This is a genomic window from Clostridium sp. BNL1100 (assembly GCF_000244875.1).
Taxonomy (GTDB): Bacteria; Bacillota; Clostridia; order Acetivibrionales; family DSM-1351; genus Ruminiclostridium.
In genome coordinates, this window is record NC_016791.1 from 1,056,664 (window position 1) to 1,080,959 (window position 24,296).

Annotated in this window: 18 protein-coding genes; 17 read left to right on the top strand and 1 reads right to left on the bottom strand. The window is 37.9% G+C overall.

The window, feature by feature from the left end:
* Positions 1-25: 25 nt before the first annotated feature.
* The 5 genes from CLO1100_RS04360 (at position 26) to CLO1100_RS04380 (ending at position 3,927) form a co-directional block, all read left to right on the top strand.
* On the top strand, positions 26-1,105 hold the full coding sequence (locus CLO1100_RS04360) for a Gfo/Idh/MocA family oxidoreductase (protein ID WP_242836680.1): 1,080 nt from the start codon (positions 26-28) through the stop codon (positions 1,103-1,105).
* Positions 1,106-1,192: 87 nt separating this feature from the next.
* A complete protein-coding gene (locus tag CLO1100_RS04365) occupies positions 1,193-1,636 on the top strand; it encodes a type II 3-dehydroquinate dehydratase (RefSeq protein ID WP_014312538.1) in 444 nt (147 codons plus the stop codon).
* Positions 1,637-1,663: 27 nt separating this feature from the next.
* On the top strand, positions 1,664-2,797 hold the full coding sequence (gene rsgA / locus CLO1100_RS04370) for a ribosome small subunit-dependent GTPase A (protein WP_014312539.1): 1,134 nt from the start codon (positions 1,664-1,666) through the stop codon (positions 2,795-2,797).
* A gap of 100 nt (positions 2,798-2,897) precedes the next feature.
* Entirely contained in the window at positions 2,898-3,611 is a 714-nt protein-coding gene (locus tag CLO1100_RS04375; RefSeq protein ID WP_014312540.1) for an HAD-IA family hydrolase, read from the top strand.
* A 46-nt stretch (positions 3,612-3,657) separates the two neighbouring features.
* Positions 3,658-3,927, top strand: a complete 270-nt coding sequence (locus CLO1100_RS04380) for an acyl carrier protein (RefSeq protein WP_014312541.1) — start codon at positions 3,658-3,660, stop codon at positions 3,925-3,927.
* Positions 3,928-4,017: 90 nt separating this feature from the next.
* On the opposite strand, the gene CLO1100_RS04385 is transcribed toward CLO1100_RS04380, so the two are convergent.
* Positions 4,018-5,526 (bottom strand): alpha-N-arabinofuranosidase, encoded by a 1,509-nt coding sequence (locus CLO1100_RS04385; protein WP_014312542.1) that lies wholly within the window; start codon positions 5,524-5,526, stop codon positions 4,018-4,020.
* Positions 5,527-5,717: 191 nt separating this feature from the next.
* Here CLO1100_RS04385 and CLO1100_RS04390 point away from each other — a divergent pair, with 191 nt between their 5' ends.
* The 12 genes from CLO1100_RS04390 (at position 5,718) to CLO1100_RS04445 (ending at position 24,278) form a co-directional block, all read left to right on the top strand.
* Entirely contained in the window at positions 5,718-6,620 is a 903-nt protein-coding gene (locus CLO1100_RS04390) for an ArsR family transcriptional regulator (RefSeq protein WP_014312543.1), read from the top strand.
* Positions 6,621-6,818: 198 nt separating this feature from the next.
* Positions 6,819-7,850, top strand: a complete 1,032-nt coding sequence (locus tag CLO1100_RS04395) for an ABC transporter substrate-binding protein (RefSeq protein ID WP_014312544.1) — start codon at positions 6,819-6,821, stop codon at positions 7,848-7,850.
* Positions 7,851-7,968: 118 nt separating this feature from the next.
* The gene (locus tag CLO1100_RS04400; RefSeq protein WP_014312545.1) at positions 7,969-9,501 is read left to right on the top strand and encodes a sugar ABC transporter ATP-binding protein; all 1,533 of its coding nucleotides are present in this window, start codon (positions 7,969-7,971) and stop codon (positions 9,499-9,501) included.
* Positions 9,494-10,546: an ABC transporter permease gene (locus tag CLO1100_RS04405; RefSeq protein WP_014312546.1), complete on the top strand. Its 1,053-nt coding sequence runs from the start codon at positions 9,494-9,496 to the stop codon at positions 10,544-10,546. The genes CLO1100_RS04400 and CLO1100_RS04405 overlap by 8 nt, the downstream gene beginning before the upstream one ends.
* Positions 10,543-11,565 (top strand): ABC transporter permease, encoded by a 1,023-nt coding sequence (locus CLO1100_RS04410; protein ID WP_014312547.1) that lies wholly within the window; start codon positions 10,543-10,545, stop codon positions 11,563-11,565. The genes CLO1100_RS04405 and CLO1100_RS04410 overlap by 4 nt, the downstream gene beginning before the upstream one ends.
* Before the next feature lie 100 nt (positions 11,566-11,665).
* A complete protein-coding gene (locus CLO1100_RS04415; protein ID WP_014312548.1) occupies positions 11,666-13,132 on the top strand; it encodes a sensor histidine kinase in 1,467 nt (488 codons plus the stop codon).
* 71 nt (positions 13,133-13,203) lie between these two features.
* Positions 13,204-14,802 carry a response regulator gene (locus tag CLO1100_RS04420; protein ID WP_014312549.1) on the top strand — a complete coding sequence of 533 codons (1,599 nt, stop codon included), beginning with the start codon at positions 13,204-13,206 and terminating at the stop codon, positions 14,800-14,802.
* A gap of 707 nt (positions 14,803-15,509) precedes the next feature.
* Positions 15,510-17,135: an endo-1,4-beta-xylanase gene (locus tag CLO1100_RS04425; RefSeq protein WP_014312550.1), complete on the top strand. Its 1,626-nt coding sequence runs from the start codon at positions 15,510-15,512 to the stop codon at positions 17,133-17,135.
* Between the two features lie 64 nt (positions 17,136-17,199).
* Positions 17,200-18,774: a family 43 glycosylhydrolase gene (locus tag CLO1100_RS04430; protein WP_014312551.1), complete on the top strand. Its 1,575-nt coding sequence runs from the start codon at positions 17,200-17,202 to the stop codon at positions 18,772-18,774.
* 31 nt (positions 18,775-18,805) lie between these two features.
* Positions 18,806-20,278: a carbohydrate-binding protein gene (locus CLO1100_RS04435; protein WP_014312552.1), complete on the top strand. Its 1,473-nt coding sequence runs from the start codon at positions 18,806-18,808 to the stop codon at positions 20,276-20,278.
* A gap of 71 nt (positions 20,279-20,349) precedes the next feature.
* Positions 20,350-22,587 carry a family 43 glycosylhydrolase gene (locus CLO1100_RS04440; protein WP_014312553.1) on the top strand — a complete coding sequence of 746 codons (2,238 nt, stop codon included), beginning with the start codon at positions 20,350-20,352 and terminating at the stop codon, positions 22,585-22,587.
* 71 nt (positions 22,588-22,658) lie between these two features.
* Positions 22,659-24,278 carry a non-reducing end alpha-L-arabinofuranosidase family hydrolase gene (locus CLO1100_RS04445; protein WP_014312554.1) on the top strand — a complete coding sequence of 540 codons (1,620 nt, stop codon included), beginning with the start codon at positions 22,659-22,661 and terminating at the stop codon, positions 24,276-24,278.
* The last annotated feature ends 18 nt before the right edge of the window (positions 24,279-24,296 follow it).

Genomic DNA, 24,296 nt, shown 5'->3' on the forward strand with positions numbered 1-24,296 from the left:
AAATAAATGTTAAAATGGGGGCCAAATGATGAAAGACAGTATAAAAATAGGTATTGCAGGTTGTGGATGGATTGCACAAAATGCACATATTCCTGCTTTTCAAACAATTAAAGGAGTGGATATCATATCGGTTTTTGATAACGATATCCACAAAACAAACAGTGTCACAAAAAAATTTAACATTAATAAAGCATATGATAATTATGAGGATTTTCTGGAATCAGAAATCGATGCAGTAGTAATTTCAACTCCTAATTATACACATGGGGATTTTTCTATAAAAGCACTTCAAAAAGGCAAGCATGTCTTGTGTGAAAAGCCCATCACAATTCATAGCAAAGATGCGGCAGATATTATACGGGTTGCTCGGGAAAACAAAAGAGTTTTCATGCCTGGTTTTGTGAATAGGTTCCGCGAAGATATAAAAAAGATGGCCGACATTATCTCAAAAGGAGAAATAGGAGAAATAAAAAAAATAAAAGCAGGCTGGATTAGAAAATCAGGGGTTCCAAGGCCCGGAACCTGGTTCACAAACAAAGAACTCTCAGGTGGAGGTGTTTTAATAGACTTAGGCCCACATATACTTGATTTGTGTCTGATGCTGTTAAAAGAAAATCGTGTAAAAGATATTAGGTTCAAAGCCTCTCGTAATTACAATTCGGATAAAGATAAAGGTGCGTCGTGGTTTGACACGGGAGAGTTTCAGAATTCTGTCATTGATGTGGAAGATGCAATAACCTCCAATATAATATTTGAAGACGATACGGTTATAGATTTGAATTTATGCTGGATGTCACCTGTAAAAGGTGACCATACATATTTTGATGTTCAAGGGTCAAAAGGTACTCTTGAACTTAAAACACTTTTTGGTTTTAGCAATGATAGGCTATGGGACAAGGATTCAATAGCCGTTAGCAGGTTGGATGGTTTTAGAAATGAAGTAGTATTTGATAAAAGTACAAATAATGCACTCACAGCTTTTGATGGGCTTACACGTTACTTTATAAGTACAATTAGGGGTGAATTGTCATCCTATTTAACCCCGGAAGACGGATATAATACTGTAAACTTGATAGAAAGGTTGTATATGACCGAAAATATTTAATATAAGAAATTTCTGGAATATGAATATTATGGTAAAATTTTTTGTAGAAGAATCTGTCAGTCAAATATATACCATAGGAGAAAAATGATGAAAAGAATTATTGGTGTGATAAACGGACCTAACATAAATATGCTGGGGATAAGAGAACCCGGGTACTATGGAAAAGAAACCTGGGGGGATATTGAAGCACGCTTGGTAAAGCTTTCAGTAGATTTGAATTTTGAGCTTATTTTCTTTCAGTCAAATCATGAAGGGGATATCGTAGATTTCATTCAGCAAAATATTGAAAAAGTTGAGGGCTTTATTATTAATCCTGCAGCATATACAAAAGGCGGATATGCTATTCTTGATGCGTTAACTGCAATTGATAAGCCCTTTGTTGAAGTGCATTTATCAAATATTTACTCCAGAGGAGGATGGCATTCGGAATCAATTTTTGCTGAAAAGGCTGTCGGTCAAATATCAGGTTTTCAAGGCTACGGTTATGAACTTGGGCTAAGGGCGCTGACCAATCATTTAAAAGTTGTTTAATCAGATTAGAGCTTATAGGGGGTTTTCATGAATTTAGACAGATTGGGATGGGACAGCTTTTTTGAGAAGTCTTTTGCCGAATATGGCAATAAGGAATTGATTCCCGCAAGAATTTTGTCCCAACAGAAAAACAATTATACGGTATGCTTGGAGAATAAGTCTTTTAATGCGAAGCTGTCAGGAAAATTTATTTATACGGCAAGTAAAAAGAAACACTTTCCTGCGGTTGGAGATTGGACCTTAATAAAACTAACCGAAAATAATAGTCAAGCAATAATTCATCACGTTTTACCAAGAAAAACTGCCTTTGTTCGAAAGTTACCCATATCGGGAGGCAGAAAAGTTAAAAACGGGTGTATCGTAGGGGGAACTACGGAGGAACAGATTATTGCAGCAAATGTAGATACAGTATTTATTGTATGTGGTCTGGATGGAAATTTTAATCTTCAAAGAATCGAAAGGTATATAACACTTGCCTACAACAGCGGTGCTACTCCTGTTATCATCTTAAATAAAGTTGATTGCTGTGAATCCATTGAAGATCATGTGGTTAAAGTGAGAAAAATTGCAGCAGGCTTGGACATTTACCCCATTAGTGTATTAAAAAATATCGGTATGGACATTTTTGATAAATACCTGCTCCAAGGTAAAACAATAGTTTTTCTAGGTTCTTCGGGAGTTGGAAAATCATCGATAATCAATTATTTAATTGGGGAGGAAAAACAAAGAACTAATTTAATAAGTGATTTCAATGGAAAAGGAAAACATACAACAACAAGCGCTCAACTGGTATTTCATAATTCAGGATGTATGATAATTGATACTCCGGGTTTAAGGGAATTGCAACTGTGGGGAGAAGAGGATGCTCTGAATCAAAATTTTGATGATATCATCAGTATAGCAAAGAAATGTAAATATAGGGACTGCCAGCATGATAAAGAGCCCGGATGTGCGGTCAAGCTGTCCATTGAGGAAGGGCTGATAAGCCTTGAAAGGCTTGAAAACTATAGAAAGCAACATTATGAACTGGTAATGCTGGATGGGAGAATAAAGCAAAATGAAGCGTATTTAAGCAAAGGTGCAAAGCTTCATGCAAAAGTGCAACAGGATAAGCGAAAAGGTAATTTTCAACGTAATAAGAATATTTTTAAATCATTTTAAGAAGGCAAATTTAAAATACAGATTTGATTTATAAATTTGTTCACAACAGAGAAACATTGATGTAAATACGATAACATTAAATTAAAAGTAGGTGAGTAGTTTGAGAAAAGCAGTAATTTTTGATTTTGACGGAGTTGTTATAAATTCTACTGAAGTACAGAGGCAGGCTTTTTTCGAAAGCTATAAGATTGCAGTTGGTGATGGTGGTATACCATCTTTTGAGGAGTTTCTAAGGCATAGCGGAGATTCACTACCGAATATATTTAAAAAAATGAATCTGCCATTAGAGATGGTGGAGCCATACAGAGAAATAAGCCGTAGAAAGATAACAGAAATAAAAGTGTATGACGGTATGAGGGAGCTATTGGCTGATTTAAAGGAAAATAAATATATGTGTGGTCTATGTACGGGAAAAGACAGGGCCAGAACAATAGAAATACTTGATAATGCGGATTTATTCAACTATTTTGATACTTTGGTTTGCTCGGATGATGTCTGTAACCCAAAGCCTCACCCGGAGAGTTTAGTGTTCTGTCTGGAAAAGTTAGGTGTTTCAAGAGAAGATTCCGTAATGGTTGGGGATGCCAGAAACGATATTCTGTGTGCAAAATCCGCAGGAGTAAAAAATATTGCTGTTACTTGGGGTGATACGGATATAGAGGATCTTAAAAAAGAACGTCCTGATTATATAGTAAGAAGTATTGTGGAATTAAAAGGTTGCCTCTTTAATTTATATAACCCAAGTAATAAAAATGGCATGTTTAAGACCATGAATATTAACAATGTTATGGTAAATACACTAAATGGCAGGTAAAAAATGAAAGAAGTAAGGGTAATTGTATAAAAAAGGGGAGAAAAATATGATACAATCAGGTGATTCATTAATACAGCAAAAAATAAAAAAGATAATTTTAGATAATATTGCTACAGCAACCATAAATAATGAGACAGATATAGACTCAAGTTTGATAGATGTTGGCATTAATTCCCTTGAGTTTGTTAAAATTATTGTTGCTATAGAGAGTGAATTTGATTTTGAATTTGGTGATGAAGTCTTAGATTATAGGAAATTCCCCACTCTGAGATCTTTGTTTGATTATGTGGAACGTATCTGCAGCAGTAGCATATGACTGTGACTAGAACGGTAACATCTGGGTTTCAAAATAAATAAGAACCATCCGGCAAAAAATCCAGATGGTTCTCAATAAAAGCTATTAATACTATTTTACTTTTTTCAATCTTATAACATTCCAGGAAAGATTCTTTAAGGAAGCCTTGATACTTCCGTCTTCTACAATTGCATTTCCATTATTGTTCGGAATAACGTTATTTGGATTTTCTTTTGTATTAGTAGCTTTTACATCATTATGTTCAAGAACTATATGTTCAACAACCTCAAATTGTCCGAAGCCATTTAGTTCAACATCAAGAGTCATACTATTTTCCATATGCCTGTTTACTGCAAAAATGGTAATTTCATCATTGTTGTCATTAATAACTGCTGTTGCATCTATGGCTGAAACGTCAGTAAAATCCTTAGTGTCAAACTTAGGTGCTTTCATAATAGTATTTAAAACAGTACCTCTTCCAAACACTGAAGTATGGAGGTATGGATAGTAAATGGTCTGCTTCCATGCACTTCCGCCGTTCTCTGTCATTATTGGTGCAATAACATTCACAAGCTGTGCAAGACAAGCCATCTTTACTCTGTCGGCATTCTTTAACAGAGTTATCATCATACTTCCAACCAATAGTGCATCCTCGAAATTGTAAACATCTTCAAGCTGAGGTGGTGCGATAGACCATCTGTCAATTTTTTTATCGGCTTCGTTGGAGTGGAACCATACGTTCCATTCATCAAAGGAGAGGTTTATTTTTTTCTTACTGCGTTTTTTTGCCTTTACATAATCACAGGTTGCAACAACAGATTTGATAAAGGCATCCATATCCATAGTTTTTGCCAGAAAGTTAGCAGTATCTCCGTCTTGGTTTCCATAATACGTATGAAGTGAAATATAATCAACATGTTCATATGTGTGCTCAAGCACTGTAGCTTCCCACTGGGCAAATGTAGGCATACCGCTTCCTGAACTTCCGCACGCTACCAATTCTATTGTAGGATCTACCATTCTCATAATCTTTGCTGTTTCACAGGCAAGCCTTCCATATTCCTCCGCAGTCTTTGTACCTATCTGCCAAGGGCCATCCATTTCATTTCCAAGACACCAGGTCTTTATGTTGTGAGGCTGACTGTAACCGTGAGACTTTCTCAAATCACTCCAGTATGTTCCTTGAGTAAGGTTACAGTATTCAATAAGATTTCTGGCTGCATCAACCCCTCTTGTTCCCAGATTAACTGCCATCATAACTTCTGTCCCTACCTCTTTAGCCCATGTTGCAAACTCATTGGTTCCAATTTCGTTGGTTTCAATTGTAGCCCAAGCTAATTCTGTGCGTCGGGGCCTCTTATCTACAGGGCCTACACCATCCTCCCAATTATAGCCTGAAACAAAATTTCCGCCGGGATATCTTACTATCGGCACTTGTAATTCTCTTATCATTTCTGAAACATCTTGCCTAAACCCGAATTTGTCAGCTGTAGGGTGTCCCGGCTCATAGATTCCACCGTAAACCGCCCTTCCCAAATGTTCAATAAATGAGCCGTAAATTCTTTTATCAACTGGCCCCACAATATAGTCTTTGTTAAGTATCATTTTTGCGTTATCCATGCTGACCTCCAATAAAATAATTAATTAAATGCAAGTAATTAATAAAAAAATTAATCACTTAATACTTACCTTAATAACTATATACTATATTCCATTTTTCTATATGTCAATACAAATAATAGACTTAATATTTACAAATTATGATAGGTAATTTATACTTGTATTAATTTGAATCGAGGAGAAAAATATAAATGAAGATAGATATATCTGAAAAGTGGCTGCCTGTGTATGAAGCTTTAAGCAGCAGCGTACGAATAAAAATAATTAACTTACTCGCAATGGATGCTTTAAATATAAAACAGCTGGCCCAAGAACTTAGTTTGAGCAGTGCGATAGTAACAATGCATGTTAAAAAGCTTGAGAAAGCTGGCATTGTTCATTCCGAACGAAAAAGTATTAACGGGGCAGTGCAAAAACTCTGCTTTCTTGACGTAGACTCCTTGGATATCCAATTTCCAAGCAGACAGGTAAAAACAAGAAATTACCACAAATTCTCAATGCCCATAGGTCATTACTCGAATTTTACAGTTACCCCCACTTGCGGAATAGCAACACCTGAAAAGGTTATAGGTGAGTTTGATGATCCAAGGTATTTTTTGGAGCCGGACAGAGTTAATGCCGGAATACTTTGGTTTACGGAAGGTTTTGTAGAATACAAGATTCCCAATTTTCTGCTTTCCGTGCAGCAGCCCGAAGAATTGGAAATATCAATGGAGCTTGGTTCTGAAGCTCCGGGGATAAACAGCAATTGGCCGTCGGATATAACTTTTTTTCTTAATGAAAAAAAAGTCGGTCAATGGACCAGTCCCGGTGATTATGGAAACAGCAGGGGCAGATATACTCCTGATTGGTGGAGTCTGCAGGTTGGTCAATACGGGTTATATAAATCCATACGTATAACACAGGATGGATCTTATATAGACGGAATAAAGGTTTCCGATACATCTCTTTCATCTTTGGATATTCGTCAGAAATATTGGACTTTCAGAATAGCAGTACTTCCTGACTCACAGAATGTCGGCGGTGTAACAATATTTGGGAAAGGTTTTGGCAATTATAGTCGAGATATATTGTTTAAATTATTTTATAAATAATTTAGGTTTAACAAATTATTCAACATAATTAATAAAAAAATCAACTTTTCAATATCGTTATTTGAATTAAAACTTTACTTAATAAATTATTATAAAAAACTCTTAATATATTCTGTTTAGATAAATAAACAGCTTTGCTAAAATAGTCTTGTCGGTGGGAAAAGCCGACAGTAAAGTTTATTATAGGAGGAATATTTAATGAAAAAAAGGTTAATTGCATTGCTAATGTGCTTTTCATTGATAATGGCAGCAGGTTGCGGAGCAACCGGTTCGGATTCAAAGGATTCTGAATCGTCTCAGGCTGCCCAATCGTCTACAGCTGCTAATGATTCAGACAGCAATAAGTTGATAACTATAGGTTTTTCACAGGTTGGCGCTGAAAGCGACTGGCGTGTAGCTAACACTGCATCCATGAAATCTGCATTATCAGAAAAAAACGGCTTTAAATTAATTTTTGCAGATGCACAGCAAAAGCAGGAAAATCAAATTAAAGCGGTAAGAGATTTTATATCACAGGATGTTGATGTTATTGCAATAGCACCTGTTACAGAAACCGGATGGGAAACTGTATTGGGTGAAGCAAAGGATGCAGGAATACCTGTAATAATTTGTGATAGAATGATAAAGGTTTCAGATGACTCACTCTTTAGCTGTTGGGTTGGTTCAGACTTCCAGAAGGAAGGCGTTAATGCAGCTGAATGGTTGGCTAACTACATAAAAGAAAAAGGCAAGACCGATACACAAAATGTTGTAGTTCTTCAGGGAACAATCGGATCTTCTGCTGAAATAGGCCGTACAAAAGGTTTCGGTGAAACAATAAAGAAATACGACAACTTTAAGATATTGGCACAACAGACCGGAGAATTCACACAGGCAAAAGGACAGGAAGTTATGGAGTCCTTTCTCAAACAATATAATGACATAGATGTAGTTGTAGCACAGAACGATAATATGGCATTTGGAGCAATTGATGCTTTAAAAGCTGCAGGAAAGGTTCCGGGAAAAGATGTAACAATTGTATCCTTTGATGCGGTTAAAGCGGCATTCAAGTCCATGATAGCCGGAGATATGAACGTATCAGTAGAATGTAATCCGTTACATGGACCAAGAGTAGCTGAACTGGCTAAAAAACTTATGAATGAGGAAAAAGTTGAAAAGATCCAGTATGTTGATGAAAAAGTGTACCCTGCTGAAATAGCTGAAAAAGAGCTTCCAAATCGTCAATACTAATTTAAATCCTTATGTTGTAATTAAATAAAAAAACAGGTGTGAAATAGAATACTGTTTCACACCTGTTTTTTTAAAAGATTAACTGCAGCAAGTCATTGGGAAAGGATGGAGAAGATGCGTGGGGAATGAAGGTTATGAAGTTCTTAAAATGAGAAACATTTGTAAGACTTTTCCCGGAGTAACAGCGCTGTCCGATGTAAATTTTACATTGAGGACCGGTGAGATTCATGCTCTTATGGGCGAAAATGGTGCGGGAAAAAGTACGTTGATTAAAGTTTTGACAGGTGTTGAAGAATTTGAATCAGGTCAAATACTTATAGACGGTTTAAATCATCCGGCTATTAATAAATCTCCCCAGGAAGCACAAGCAAACGGAATCAGTACTGTATACCAGGAGATAAATTTATGCCCGAACCTTTCGGTAGCAGAAAACATTTTTATAGGGAGAGAGCTGAAAAAGGCGGGGCGTATTGATTGGAAAGCAATAAATAAAAGAGCAAAAGAGATTTTACTAAATTTCAATATTGATATTGATGTTACAAAATCTCTGGACAATTATTCGGTAGCTATGCAACAGATGGTCGCTATTGCCAGAGCAGTTGACATTACCTCAAAAGTGCTTATATTGGATGAACCTACATCAAGTTTGGATGAATATGAGGTTGAAAAACTTTTTGAGGTAATGAGAAAATTAAAAGCCCAGGGAACAGGTATCATATTTGTAACACACTTTCTAGAACAGGTATATGCAGTATGTGACAGGATTACGGTGCTACGAAATGGCAGTCTGGTAGGCGAATATGAGGTTGACAAACTGCCCAGAGTTCAGCTGGTTGCAAAAATGATGGGTAAGGAATTTGACGATCTGGCGCTGATAAAAAAAGCAGCAAAGGAACAGGAAATTAAAGCAACGAAGGAGAACTTTATCTCTGCAAAAGAATTGGGTCACACCGGAACTATCAAACCTTTTAGCCTGGAAATCAAAAAAGGTGAAGTAATAGGTCTAGCAGGCCTTTTAGGGTCTGGTCGTTCCGAATTGGCAAGAGTAATATATGGTGCAGATAAGTCAGATTGCGGAGAGCTGGAAGTCAGTGGGGAAAAATGCAGTTTTAAGGCACCGATAGATTCAATGAAAGCGGGAATGGCTTTTTGTCCTGAAAACAGAAAAGAAGAAGGAATCATAGCAGATTTATCTGTAAGAGAAAATATGATACTTGCTCTGCAAGCTAAGAGAGGTATGTTTAAACTTATAAGTAAAAAGGAGCAGGAGGAGCTTACAGATAAGTTTATCAATATGCTTCAGATAAAAACTGCAAGCCGTGAAACCCCTATAAAACAGCTCAGCGGCGGTAATCAACAAAAAGTTATACTGGGTAGATGGCTTATGACGGAGCCAGACTTTTTAATTCTTGATGAACCCACCAGAGGTATTGATGTTGGCACAAAAACGGAGATACAGAAGCTCGTTGTTGATTTTGCGAGTAAAGGAATGACGGTAATGTTTATTTCTTCCGAAATAGAAGAAATGCTTCGTACCGTTAACAGAATGGCTGTTCTGCGAGACGGCAGAAAAGTGGGGGAACTTGACGAAAGTGAATTGTCTCAGGAACTGGTTATGAAGGTTATCGCAGGGGGTGATGCTAATGAATAGTCAAATAATTAAAAAGATAACAAAATACAGGCTATTCTGGCCATTAGTATGCCTCTTTGCAGTATTGGTTGTGAATCTTATCAGAACTCCTGACTTTTTTAATATTTCCATTAACAGCAAAGGGGTACTTTACGGGTATCTCATTGATATAATAAACCGTTCAAGCGAATTAATCATCCTTGCAGCAGGTATGACAGTATGTGTGGCATCCTCTGCAGGAACGGATATTTCAGTGGGGTCGGTAATGGCAGTAACAGGTGCGGTGACATGTTTCTTATTGGGAACTGGGGATGCTTATAATATACCTTATGTCCTTGCAGTATTAGCTGGGATTCTGGCTGCAACTGCTTGCGGTGCCTGGAACGGATTCCTTGTGGCAAAACTGAAAATCCAACCAATGGTAGCAACGTTGATTCTTTTTACTGCCGGTCGTGGTATTGCACAGCTCATTACAGGAGGAAACATACTTTACATAAAAGTTAAAAACTTTAAGTATCTGGGCTCTGTACTGCCGGGGGTACCATTGCCGACACCTATTTTTGTAGCAGCAGCAGTAGTAATACTGACTTCAGTTCTTCTACGAAAATCGGCACTTGGAATGTATATTCAAAGTGTGGGTATAAATGCAAAAGCCAGTAGATTAATCGGCTTGAATTCAACATTAATTATATTTTTAACTTACGCATTCTGTGGCTTGTGTTCAGGAATAGCAGGTACAATAGCCACCTCCAGAATTTATTCAATTGACGCAAATAATGTGGGACTTAATATGGAAATGGACGCAATTCTTGCAGTTGCACTGGGTGGTAACAGTCTGGCAGGAGGAAAATTCTCGTTGGCAGGCAGTGTTATAGGTGCTATTACCATACAGGCATTGTCTACTTCACTTTATTCAATGGGAGTATCGGCAGACCAGCTGCCTGTTTATAAAGCAATAGTTGTAATTATAATTGTATCCTTGCAATCAAAACAATTAAAAAAGTTCTTCAAAAATTTCAGTCAAAAGCAAAAAATCAGTAAGGCTGGAGAGAAGGTGACACAATGATAAAGAGTTTACGGAGCAAAATAAGCGGCAATAACTTTTTGCTGTTTGTAACTATTGTATTATTTTTTGTGTTATACATTTCCGGCATGGTGATATTCCAAGACAAAGGTTTTGGAAAGCCGCAGGTTTTTTTAAACCTGTTTATAAGTAACGCCGGACTGATTATTGCAGCTGTGGGTATGACAATAGTATTGATTACAGCGGGTATAGACATATCAATCGGCTCGGTAATAGCAATGACATGTATGCTCCTTGCCTGGATGATGGAGAAAAAAGGCATGGATGCCTGGGTAAGCATTGTAATTGTTCTGTTTGTCGGTGTTGTGTTTGGTCTTGTACAGGGGTTCCTGGTGTCATATCTGAACATTCAGCCCTTTATTGTAACACTTGCAGGTCTGTTTTTTGCAAGAGGAATGACAGCAATAATCAGTGACGAAATGATAACCATTACAAATAAAGCGTTCCTTGGTATTGCAAACGCCAAGATATATATACCATTTATTTCAACAGTAACAAAGAAGGGAAAAGTAATCCATCCCTATATTTACCCCAGTGTAATTCTTGCGATTGCTGTTTTAATAATTGCTTTCGTTATTTTAAAATACACAAAGTTTGGCCGATCAATCTACGCCGTTGGTGGAAATGAGCAGTCTGCATTACTGATGGGATTGAACGTCAGAAGAATAAAGCTGAAAGTATATGCTCTTAATGGTTTTCTTGCAGCTTTAGCAGGTTTTGCCTTTGCTCTTAATTCCTGCGGGGGCTTTGTTGAACAGGCAAGAGGCTTCGAAATGGATGCCATTGCTTCGGCTGTAATCGGAGGAACACTTCTCACAGGTGGTGTAGGTAATGTCATAGGCAGTTTGTTCGGCGTAATGATAAAGGGTACAATAGAGTCAATTATAACTTTTCAGGGTACGCTGTCTTCATGGTGGACAAAGATTGCAATTGCAGCACTCCTGTGTATATTTATTATATTGCAGAGCATATTTGCATCAATAAAAAGAAAGAGTAAATAGCATTTAAAAAAGTAAATAGAAAGAGACAGTCTTTTATAAAAGTAAGACTGTCTCTTTTGGTGCATTCAAGCTTGGGATACAAATAAGAGGAGAAATGATTATGAAAATTAAAAAATATTTGGGCATTTCATTAAAAACAAAGATGAGAGCTTTGATGTTTATTGCCATTATTCCGCTTTTGGCATTTGTTTCTTATCTTATTTTCCAAGTGGGCACATATTCGGATTACTACAATGCAATATATAAAAGCATATCCGTTGCCAATGATTTCTCCCAGAAATTTAAATATGATTATGATTACAGTATGTATCAGATTGTAATAGGGTCAAGCAATTTCAAAAAGGAGGATATCTCAGGAAAACTGGAAGATGCATATAACAAAGTAAAATACTTAAGAAAATCCGCTTTAATGCCTGAAAACAAAAGTACTACCAAATATATGAAAGATTATATTGATAGTCTTAAACGCAGTACTGAAATTATTAAAGAAAACATGGAAACAGATGGGCCCAAATACGATAAGAATTTAATGATTCTTGATAATGATATCAGAACTACCACAACGATGATTACGGATGCCATACAAAAATACGTATATATTGAAACCTTTCAAATGAACAAGGTACATAACAAAATTGAAGCGGAAAGAAAAAGAAATGTTACATTTACAGGTATAATATTTGCCGTACTATTGCTAGTAACTCTTATTTTGGTAGAATTTATTTCTCACAGTATTACAAAGCCCATAAAAAACCTCTGTATATCAACAAAGTTGGTTGGAAATGGTGACTTTACCACACGTGTCCCGGATTCTGAAAGTGATGAAATAGCTATGTTAGCAACAAGTTTTAACACAATGATTGAAAAAATAGGCAGTTTAGTGGAGGACGTGAAGCTGGAACAGATAAATTTAAGAAAGACCGAATTAAAGCTTATGCAGGCCCAAATAAACCCTCATTTCCTTTATAATACATTGGATACCATTATCTGGCTGGCTGAAGGTAATAAAACCAAGGATGTTGTACAGATGGTAAGTGCATTGTCCAGATTTTTCAGGATTGCCTTAAGTAAGGGGTATGATTATATAAGTATTAAGGAAGAAGAGATGCTTATAAGAAGCTATCTCCAGATTCAACAGTACCGATATCAGGACATTCTGGAATATGAAATAAATATTTCAGAACAGCTGGAAAACTGCAGTATTCTAAAGCTTACACTTCAGCCTATAGTTGAAAACGCACTTTATCACGGAATAAAAAACAAGCGGGGAATGGGAAAAATAATTATAGAGGGCTACTGTCAAGGTGATATTGTCTTGTTAAAGGTAAAGGATAACGGAATCGGAATGAATCATGAACAAATTGAAAAAATAAAAAAGCTCTTTATAATGCCCAAAGAAGATGAGGCCCTGGAGCAAAAGGGCTTTGGATTATTTAATGTAAATGAAAGAATTAAGCTGAATTTTGGGGTTGAATATGGATTGGATGTAAAAAGTGAATACGGTGTCGGAAGTGAATTTACTATTTGTATCCCAAAAATCACCCAAAACCGTCATTATAATATTTAAACTATAAAAAGAAGGTATTGTAAATCTTAAAATGGAATATTGAACTTAGAACGGTTAGAGGGGTGATACAGGTGTATAAAATATTTCTTGTGGATGATGAAGTTATAGTTCGTCATGGTATCAGGGATTGCATTAAATGGGAACAAACTGATTTTGTATTTTCAGGCGAAGCACCTGACGGTGAATTTGCACTGCCGCTTATTATGGAAATAAAGCCGGATATATTAATTACTGATATAAAAATGCCGTTTATGGACGGTTTGGAGTTAAGTCAGGTTGTCAGGAAAAATATGCCTTGGGTTAAGATTATTATTTTGAGCGGCCATGACGAGTTTGGTTTTGCAAGGGAGGCAATGCGAATAGGGGTAACAGAATACTTGCTTAAGCCTGTGACTGCTCACGACCTCCTTGAATCACTGGAAAAAGTAAAAGATTTAATAATATACGAAAAACGAGAAAGAGAAAGTGCTGAGAAAATTAAAAAGCAACTTGCAGAAAATGCTCCCTTATTCAGGGATAAATTTTTAAGCGAGCTTTTATTAGGTATGGTTCCCCCGGTTGAAGTTATAGATAATTGTGAAAGCTTAAATATAAATATAATTTCGAAGTTTTATATTGTAGAAATTTTAGAGTTGGAAATGCCCAAAAAAGATGTTTCCGGAGGCGAATTTACTGAAGTATTACAGGCAGAGACTCTGATAGACAACATTGTCAGTAAAAACAGTGAAATTATTAAGTTCAGAAGGATGCTTGGAGAAATAATAGTAATAATAAAAGGTGATAATTCCCAGAGTATGGAAGAAACTGCTTACAGTCTGGCACAATCCCTAAAATATGAAGTGGAAAGGAAAACATCCTGTATTCTGGGAATCAGTATCGGTGGTGCAAGAGAAAGAATACAGGGAATTACGCAATCGTATAAGGAAGCCGATGAAATAAAAAACTACCGCTATATATACGGGAAACGTAAGATTATCGGTATAAACGATATAAAGTCTGATATGGGTAGTAAAAAGGATTTTATTAAGATTGACATGAATAATACTTACGAATTTTTTAAGTGCGGACTGAAATCTGATGTTGGATGTTTTGTCCATAAGTTCATTGATAACCTGAATGAAATTGAGATGAAGTCACCCATGTATATTCATTATCTATTCATGGATGTGGTAATAAGTGCGTCTAGGTTTATTGACGAACTTGGAGGCGAAATTGAAACTCTGCTACCATGGGTAACAAATTTAGAAAGCTTTGTTGCAAGTATAGATTCTATACAAAAATTCGGAGAATTAACAGAAAATACTTTAAAAATAATATTGGAATTCAGGGATACAAGGGTAGAGAGAAAGTATGACAGCATTATAAAAAAAGCAAAGGATTATATACACAACAATTTTGCTAATTCCAATATTTCTCTCATTTCAGTTGCGTCATATGTTAATGTGAGTCCCAGTCATTTTAGTACCATTTTTAGTCAGGAGGCAGGAGAAAATTTTATTGAATACCTGACAAAAGTAAGAGTAAAAAAGGCAATGGAGCTTTTAAAAACTACTTCTCTCAAATCGTCTGAAATTGCTTATAATGTCGGGTATAACGATCCTCATTATTTCTGCTATATTTTTAAGAAAGCCATAGGAGTTACTCCTAAGGAGTACCGAAGTGAAACGTAGTAAGAAAAAATTTATTATAACAAAGTTAAAAAAAAATATACAAATGCATAGAGCTAAATAATCAATTTACTATTTTTTCATCATATGGTAAAATAATTACAAAATTTTATACCAATAACAAAAAGATTTATATTGAGATGGAAACCGTTTACATTCTATAATAAATTAACATAGTTAATATGTACTAATCGTTCTTTTTCATTTTACTCCTATTCTTACATTAGCCAAAGAAAGTCAATACCTTATACACAATATTGGACGGAGAACCTTATTTAGTTATTGGTATTGGCTTATCTTTTGGCCAAGTGCTAAAAGATAATAATTAGACAACAATTAAGAAGGGGGGGCTCAAATATTCAATAAAGAATAGTCTATTTTTCCTATCAATCGTAAAAACTTTAAGTAGTTGATTCTAACCCAACTTGTATGCAGGAGCATACATCGTTAATTCGTATTAATATACACTTTTCAAAAGCATTTTAGCAGGTTATCTTATGCTGCCGGAATGACAACCTTGGCTTATCTTGAAGATTTAATACTTCAGTAAAAACACTATATTTGCATTGTTTAATGAGATCATTACCAAATTTTCAGTACATGATGGGATGGTTGCGGCTTATGCTGTTCATTTGAACAGTACTTTATGCTGCCGGTTACCGGGGGTAACCAGATTGGTTCAAATAAAATTTAAACGGAGGTAAATAAGAATGATTAACAAAAGTAAAAACCGTAAGTTCAGAATTTTCAGTATTCTGTTTTCAGCACTTTTGTGTACTTGCATTATCAACAGTAGTTTACCACTGACAGCAGATGCTGCAATGGCCACAGGAAAGGCTAAATTTGTTGGAAACATATGGTATGACGGTAATCCACCAAGTAAGTTTGGAGACTATTGGAACCAGATTACACCTGAAAATGCTACCAAGTGGGGTTCATGCGAATCACAGCAGGGTGTATACAATTTTAGTCAGGCTAAAGCAATGTACAATTACTGTAAAACAAACAAAATTCCTTTTAAGTTCCATACACTTATATGGGGTTCACAGTATCCAAACTGGCTAGGCAATCTTTCCGGTTCAGCAAGAAAAACAGCCATCGAAAACTGGTATAAAGCTGCTGCACAGAATTTTCCGGATGCAGAATACATTGATGTTGTAAATGAAGCAATGCCTGGACATGCTCCATTCCCATACAAAAATGATATCGGTGGCGACAATGGCCTCTATGGCACAGGATGGGATTGGATTGTATGGTCCTTTGAAATGGCTCGTAAGTATTTCCCAAATTCAAAGCTGTTGATTAATGACTATAATGTTTTGAATGAGTGGTCTTGTCTTGATCAATACATACCGGTTGTAAAAATATTAAAGGCCAGAAACCTCATTGATGGTGTTGGCTGTCAATCACACAGCCTTGAAAATACAAGTGCTGCAAATCTAAAGTCAAGACTGGACAAACTTGCTGCAACAGGTGTACCTATTTACATTTCTGAATTGGATTTAAATATTGCAGATGACAATACACAGAAAAACAAGATGCAGGAACTTTTCCCTGTTATGTATGAACATTCTGCAGTAAAAGGTATTACTATCTGGGGTTACTTACAAGGACATACCTGGATTTCAAATTCTCACCTTATACGCAGTGATGGATCTGAAAGACCTGCAATGACTTGGTTAAAACAATATATGGCAAGTGTTCCGGGTGACAACACACCGGTAGAACCAAGAAGTGCATTTACAAAACTTGAAGCAGAGAGCTATAACGATCAATCCGGAATACAGAACGTTACATGTGACGAAGGAACAGAGGCTGTCGGATATACCGAAAACGGTGATTACACTGTTTACAAAAGCATAGACTTCGGAAGTGGTGCTACAAGCTTCCAAGTCAGAGTATCAAGTGCAACAAGCGGAGGTAATATTGAAATCAGGTTAGATAGTGCTACCGGAACCTTGGTAGGGACTTGTCCGGTTGCCGGAACAAGCGGTTGGCAGGTATTTACCGATGCCAAGTGCAGCGTTAGCGGTGTAAGCGGAAAGCATGACCTGTATCTGAAATTCACAGGAGGAAGCGGTTACTTATTTAATCTAAATTGGTTCATGTTTGGAAATACTCCTGCTTCTACAGACAAAATAGGTGATTTGAATTCCGATGGACAAATAGATGCACTGGACTTCCAAGTCTTGAAAAAGTGTATTTTAGGCACAGGAACAGTTGAAAATACAAAACTTGCCGATTTAGATGCCAGCGGCACAATTGATGCACTTGACTTTGTTCTTATGAAACAATATCTACTTGGGCAAATAACAATATTTCCAGCTGACAAATAATTATTAAAAGGGGTATTTAATACCCCTTTTCTAAATAAAAATGATTTAAAAAAGAGGTAAAAAAATGAAAAAAGTATGCAAAATTGCAGCTCTCTTGTCAGCAATTACATTATTTATTCCAACAGTAAGCTATGCAGACAATCCAATAGTGCAGACTTTATATACTGCCGATCCGGCACCTATGGTATATAACGATACTTGCTACGTTTACACAGGACATGATGAGGATACATTGGTTAATAATTTCTTTACTATGAATGACTGGAGATGCTACTCCTCAACTGATATGGCAAACTGGACAGATAATGGTTCGCCACTGTCATACTCTTCGTTCAGTTGGGCAAAAGGGGATGCATGGGCAGGCCAATGTATTCAAAAAAACGGAAAGTTTTATTATTATGTTCCTTTGACTCCGAAAACCGGAGGGACGGCAATAGGTGTTGCAGTATCGGATAGCCCTACGGGCCCGTTTAAAGATCCTCTTGGGAAACCATTGGTTAGCACCGGCAGCGGCGACATTGACCCAACAGTATATATCGATGATGACGGACAGGCTTATCTGTACTGGGGTAATCCAAACCTTTACTATGTAAAGTTGAACCAGGATATGGTCTCGTACTCAGGGAGTATTGTAAAAGTACCTTTGACTACTGCGAGTTTCGGAACAAGAAGTAAAACCGACAGACCAACTACATACGAAGAGGGACCATGGTTTTACAAGCGTAATAGTTTATATTATATGGTATTTGCGGGGGGCCCAATATCAGAGCATATAGGTTATTCCACCAGTACCGGGCCTACAGGGCCTTGGACTTATCGTGAGAAAATCATGCCTACCCAGGGCAGTAGTTTCACCAATCATCCTGGGATAGTTGATTTTAAGGGTAATTCCTATTTTTTCTATCACAATGGTGCTTTGCCGGATGGAGGAGGGTATCACCGTTCTGTGTGCGTTGAACAATTTAAGTACAATACCGACGGTACTTTCCCAACAATAAATATGACTGCAACCGGCCCTGCCCAAGTCGGCAATCTTAATCCATATGTTAAAACCGAGGCTGAAACAATCTGCTGGGAATCAGGTATTGAAACGGAAATCTGCAGTGAAGGCGGAATGGATGTAGGCTTTATTGAAAACGGGGACTTCATAAAGGTAAAAGGTGTTGATTTTGGCACAGGTGCAGCATCATTTGTTGCCAGAGTTTCTTCGGCTACCAGCGGTGGAAATATAGAACTACGACTTGACAGTCCTACAGGTAAACTGGTAGGAACTTGTGCGGTTAACGAAACAGGCGGCTGGCAGACTTGGGTCGATAAGACCTGTACTGTAAGCGGTGCAGAAGGCATACATGACTTGTACCTGAAATTTACGGGTGGAAGCGGTTATCTGTTCAATTTTAACTGGTGGAAGTTCACCAAAGCGGGGAACACCTCTGTTATTGGAGACCTCAACGGAGATAACAGCGTGGATGCAGCAGATTATGCCATGATGAAGAAATATCTTCTGGGATTAATTGAAGATTTTCCGGCACAAAACGATATTGAAGCCGGAGACTTAAATAAAGACAGCGTTATTGATGCACTTGATTTTGCAGTTTTTAAAAAATATCTGCTTGGTACAATTCCAAGTTTACCATGAATCAATGTTTTAAAAGAAAGGGGTTAAATAAATGAAAAAAAATATATTAACTAAAAAAACAATTTGGGGAATGGTGGCATTTGTTTTTGCTTTCACTTTGATTTTTACAGTGCCTGATTCCAAGGTGCAGGCTGCAACGCTGCCGACCACACCACCGTCAGGATATGACCAGGTTCAGAACAATATTCCACATGGACAGGTGAGCTACATCAATTATCAGTCAGCAGCAACAAACAGTCAGAGGAGAGCAAGAATTTACCTTCCTCCAAACTACTCAGCCGACAAAAAATACAGTGTAATGTATTTACTGCATGGTATCGGTGGTAATGAAGACGAGTGGTACACTAACGGTGCGCCTAATGTAATTCTTGACAATCTTATAGCCGCAGGTAAAATTCAACCATTTATTGTCGTATTACCAAATGGTAATGCAACAGCAACCGGTGTATCTGACGGTTGGACCAATTTTACAAAAGATTTAATCGGAAGTCTTATGCCGTACGTAGAATCACATTATTCAGTTTACACTGACCGTGCTCACAGGACTGTTGCAGGCCTCTCAATGGGTGGCGGACAAGCATTTAATATCGGACTTCTGAATCTGAACTTGTTCCCCTATGTAGGAGCTTTTTCAGCGGCACCTGATACGCTACCTAATTCCCAACTTTTCCCTGATAACGGAACTTCAGCTCAGCAGTTGTTGAAATTTTTGTTTATTTCCTACGGAACCACTGACAATCTGATTAGTTTTGGTACAGCTGTACATGATTTCTGCGATTCTCATAGTATCCCAAATACCTACTTCCTTATCCAGGGTGCAGGTCATGATTGGAATGTATGGAAGCAGAGCCTGTGGAACTATTCTCAAATGATATGTGAAAAAGGGTTTACAGACTATACTCCTGCTGCACCTGTATCAGCCTTTACACAAATCGAGGCAGAGAGCTTCAGCAGTCAGTCCGGAGTTCAAACCGAAACCTGTACTGAAGGAGGTCTTAATGTAGGGTATATCGAGAATGGTGATTATGTTGTTTATAACAATGTAGACTTTGGAAGTGGTGCAACAAGTTTTCAGGCAAGAGTAGCAAGTGCCGCAAACGGAGGTAATATCGAAATCAGGTTGGATAGCATAACAGGCACGCTGGTAGGAACTTGTGCAGTTAAAGGTACAGGTGATTGGCAGACTTGGACTGATGCAAAGTGTACTGTAAGCGGCGTAACCGGAAAACATAACTTGTATCTTAAATTTACAGGTGGAAGCAACTATCTAATGAATTTTAACTGGTTCAAATTCGGTAATACGACTCAGACTCTTACAGGTGATCTCAACGGAGATGCCAGCGTTGATGCAACAGACTATGCATTGCTGAAAAAGTATCTTCTTGGTCAAATTAATGACTTCCCTGTTGAGGATGATATCAATGCCGGAGATATGAATAAAGACGGTGTAATCGATGCTCTCGACTTTGCCGTTTTCAAAAAAATTCTTCTGGGCACAATCTAATCTAGGTTAGCAGGTAAGTTTTTTAAATTTACCTGCTCTCTTTTAAAATAACTAAAAGGAGGGACCATGTGATGCTGTTTAAAAAAGCCTTCAGTATTATATTGCTGGTATGTCTATTGGCTGCACAGACGACTTTTGTCGGTGCTTGGCAGTCTGATAATAACAACGGTACCTACACAAACCCGATTTTGAATGCCGATTATCCTGATATTTCAGCTATCAGGGTTGGAAGTGATTACTATATGGTAAGTTCCACTTTCGTATCATTTCCGTCAATACCTATCCTTCATTCAAAGGATTTAATCAACTGGGAGATTATAGGATACGTTACTTCAGACCTTAATGGTACAGGGAAATCTTATGATCTGACAAATACATTTAATGATTACGGACATGGCTGTTGGGCACCTACCATTGCCTACCGTAACGGGACGTATTATGTGGGAATCTATCAGGCACAGGGGAAGTTCATCATGTGCACTGCCACAAATCCGGCCGGCCCGTATACAAAAACAGTTTACAATCAGGGCTTCCACGATCCGGGACTCTTTATTGATGACGACGGTACGGGATACATTATCTCTGAGGCAAACGACGTAAAGGTTACTAAACTAAGCGCTGATTATAAGTCGGTAGTGAATAGTCAGGTGACAACCCGTATCGAAGGTGCAACCGGAAATTATCTGGTTGAAGGCACACATGTTATGAAAAAGAACGGATATTATTATATATTCCGTAACTCCACTCCTCCGGAATCGTATACATATTGCCTCAGGTCTAAAAACATATATGGGCCTTACGAAATGAGGATACTGTTAAACGGTCCAAGTATTCCCGGCGGAAGCCAAATCCACCAGGGGGGACCTATAGATACTACAACAGGTGAATGGTGGTTCTATGTATTTCAGGATGGTCAGGGTCTGGGCCGCAGGGACATTTTGATACCTATGCAGTGGCAGAATGATTGGCCGGTACTTGGAGACCCTTCCACAGTAAAAAATGTAACCATAGCAGGAAAAACCTATCCTATTGGTTCCGTTCCTGTTACATATAAAAAGCCGGACGTAGGTGAAACATATCCAATCCTTACAATTCCCAATTCTGATGAATTCAGTTCAACAAAAATGGGAGTACAGTGGCAGTGGAATCATTATCCGGACAATACAAAGTGGTCTTTAAGCGAGCGACCGGGCTATCTCAGACTTCATGCAAAAAATGCAAATAATCTATGGAGGGCTACCAATACCCTTACCCAAAGGGTGGAGGGTCCTGATTGCCAAGGCACTATAGAGCTTGACACCACCAATATGGTAGACGGTGATAATGCAGGACTATGTCTTCTTAATATTCCGTATGGAACCATCGGCGTAAGCAAATCAGGCGGAGTGAAAAAAATAGTGGCAAATATCAACGCTAGCAAGGATACGGCAGGAACCATTACAAACGGTCCTACACTTACCGGAAATACTGTCTATTTAAGGGCGAAAGCGGACCTTAACAGTAATAAGGCTACTTTTTACTATAGCACTGATAATATAAACTTTACTCAACTTGGGGGAACATTAAATATGCCTTTTGACCTTGGATTTTTCCAAGGTGACAAGTTCGGTATATACAATTATACAACTGCTTCCTCGGGAGGTTATGCCGATATTAACTGGTTCCGTTATTATACTTCTGCCGGACCCAATACCCCGATTCCTGATGTTCCGCTATCAGCTTTTGAAAAAATAGAAGCCGAAAACTTCAGTTCACAATCAGGAATCCAGAATGTGGATTGTGATGAGGGCGGTCAGGCTGTAGGCTATACAGAAAACGGAGATTACACCGTGTATAAAAATATAGATTTCGGAAGCGGAGCAAATGGTTTTAAGGCCAGAGCATCCAGCGCAACCAACGGAGGTACCATTGAAATAAGGCTTGACAGCGCAACCGGCACTTTGATCGGTTCTTGCCAAGTTGCAGGAACAGGAGGCTGGCAAGTCTTTACAGATACAATTTGTGCTATAAGCGGTGTTAGCGGAAAACATGACTTGTATTTGAAATTTAAAGGGGAAAGCGGATATCTTATTAACCTTAACTGGGTTCAATTCAGTGAAGCCGGCAGTTCTGTCATACTGGGAGATGTTAATTCTGATGGACAGATTGATGCCATTGACTTACAGCTCATGAGAAAACATATTCTGGGTCTGGGAGAAATTGAAAACGCAAAGTCCGCTGATCTGGATGGAAACGGCGACGTTAATGCACTAGATTTTTCTTTAATGAAAAAGTTCTTATTGGGGCTTATTACCGAGTTTCCGGGGTGAAACTCGGTATAAACCACAGTCTCCATAAAATAAAATTTAACTTAAGTTTATAACGAAAGGAAGATAAAAGTATGAGCAAATTAATTAAAAAAGGTTTTGCAATGTGTTTAGGCTTGTTCATGATGGTATCAACATTGGGCACAGTGGTCAATGCTGCGGCCAACCCTAATCCATCATGGAACGTTGACGAAAGGGTTATTTTTCACAACCAGTGTAGCCCATATGATTACTATGCAGCTAAAGACCCTACTATCGTTTATTATAACGGTAAATACCTTGTTTATTACACAGGTGCAAATAAAAGCGGCGGCTGGCAAATGTGTTTTACATCTGCAAGTACAATTGCAGGACTGAAAACAGCTCCACGTACCTATATGAGTAAAATAGGGGAAAGCTATTTCTGTGCGCCGGAATTGTTCTACTATGAACCACAGAAATTATGGTACCTTGTTTACCAGGATGGTACATATGGGGCAGCTTACGCCACAACAACTACTCCTGATGATCCGAATTCATGGTCAGGGCCGAAATCCTTTGGCATATCCGGCAACATGGGTTGGGATTATTACATAATTTGCGACGATCAGTACGCATATATGTACAATACACCAAGTGACGGGTCAGGAAAACTGTATATGAGAAAAACCGCTCTGGCAAACTTCCCTAATAAGGGCTGGAGCACACCAACTGTTTCATGCTCAAATGTTTTTGAAGCAGCAGCGGTTTACAAAAGTCTTGCCGACAATCAATACTATCTCCTTGTTGAAGCCATGATAGACGGCAGAAGCTACGAGCTGTTCACATCATCAAGTGCAGGAGGACCCTGGACTCTGGTCAACAATAAATGGGCAACAAGAAGCAATCTTACAAAATACAATTCGGACAAATGGACAACTAACGTATCGCATGGTGAACTTATACGTGCAGGATATAATCAGAAACTGGAAATAAACGATATAAACAAGGTAGATTTTCTTATTCAGGGTACTACCGATATGAGCCCTGAATATCAGCAAATCATCTGGGATCTCGGTCTAATCAGAAACTACACCGGAAGCCCTGATACTCCGGTTACCCCAAGATCAGCATTTGAAAAAATAGAGGCAGAGAGCTGGAATGACCAGTCCGGAATTCAGAATGTAACCTGTGATGAAGGAACCGAGGCTGTAGGATACACTGAAAACGCTGATTACAGCGTATACAAGAGCATAGATTTCGGAAGTGGTGCTACCGGCTTCCAAGCAAGAGTATCAAGTGCCACCAGCGGAGGCAAGATTGAAATAAGACTTGACAGTGCGACCGGAACTTTGGTTGGAACTTGCGCAGTTAGCGGGACAGGCGGATGGCAGGTCTTTACAGATGTAAACTGTGCTGTCAGCGGTGTAAGCGGTAAACATGATTTATACCTTAAATATGTTGGAGATAGCGGATATTTAATCAACCTTAATTGGTTTAAATTCAGTAATACACCTGTTATTACAGGTAAATTAGGTGATATAAACTCCGACGGACAAATAGATGCTATAGACTTACAAGTATTAAAAAAATATCTTCTGGGATCAGGAACAATAGAAGACACAAAGCTTGCGGATTTGGATGCTAACGGTGATGTTAACGCACTTGATTTTTCTCTTATGAAACAATACCTTCTGGGGACAATTACTACTTTTCCGGGCTCAGGTGCAGTATAGACTGAAAATTATGTTTTA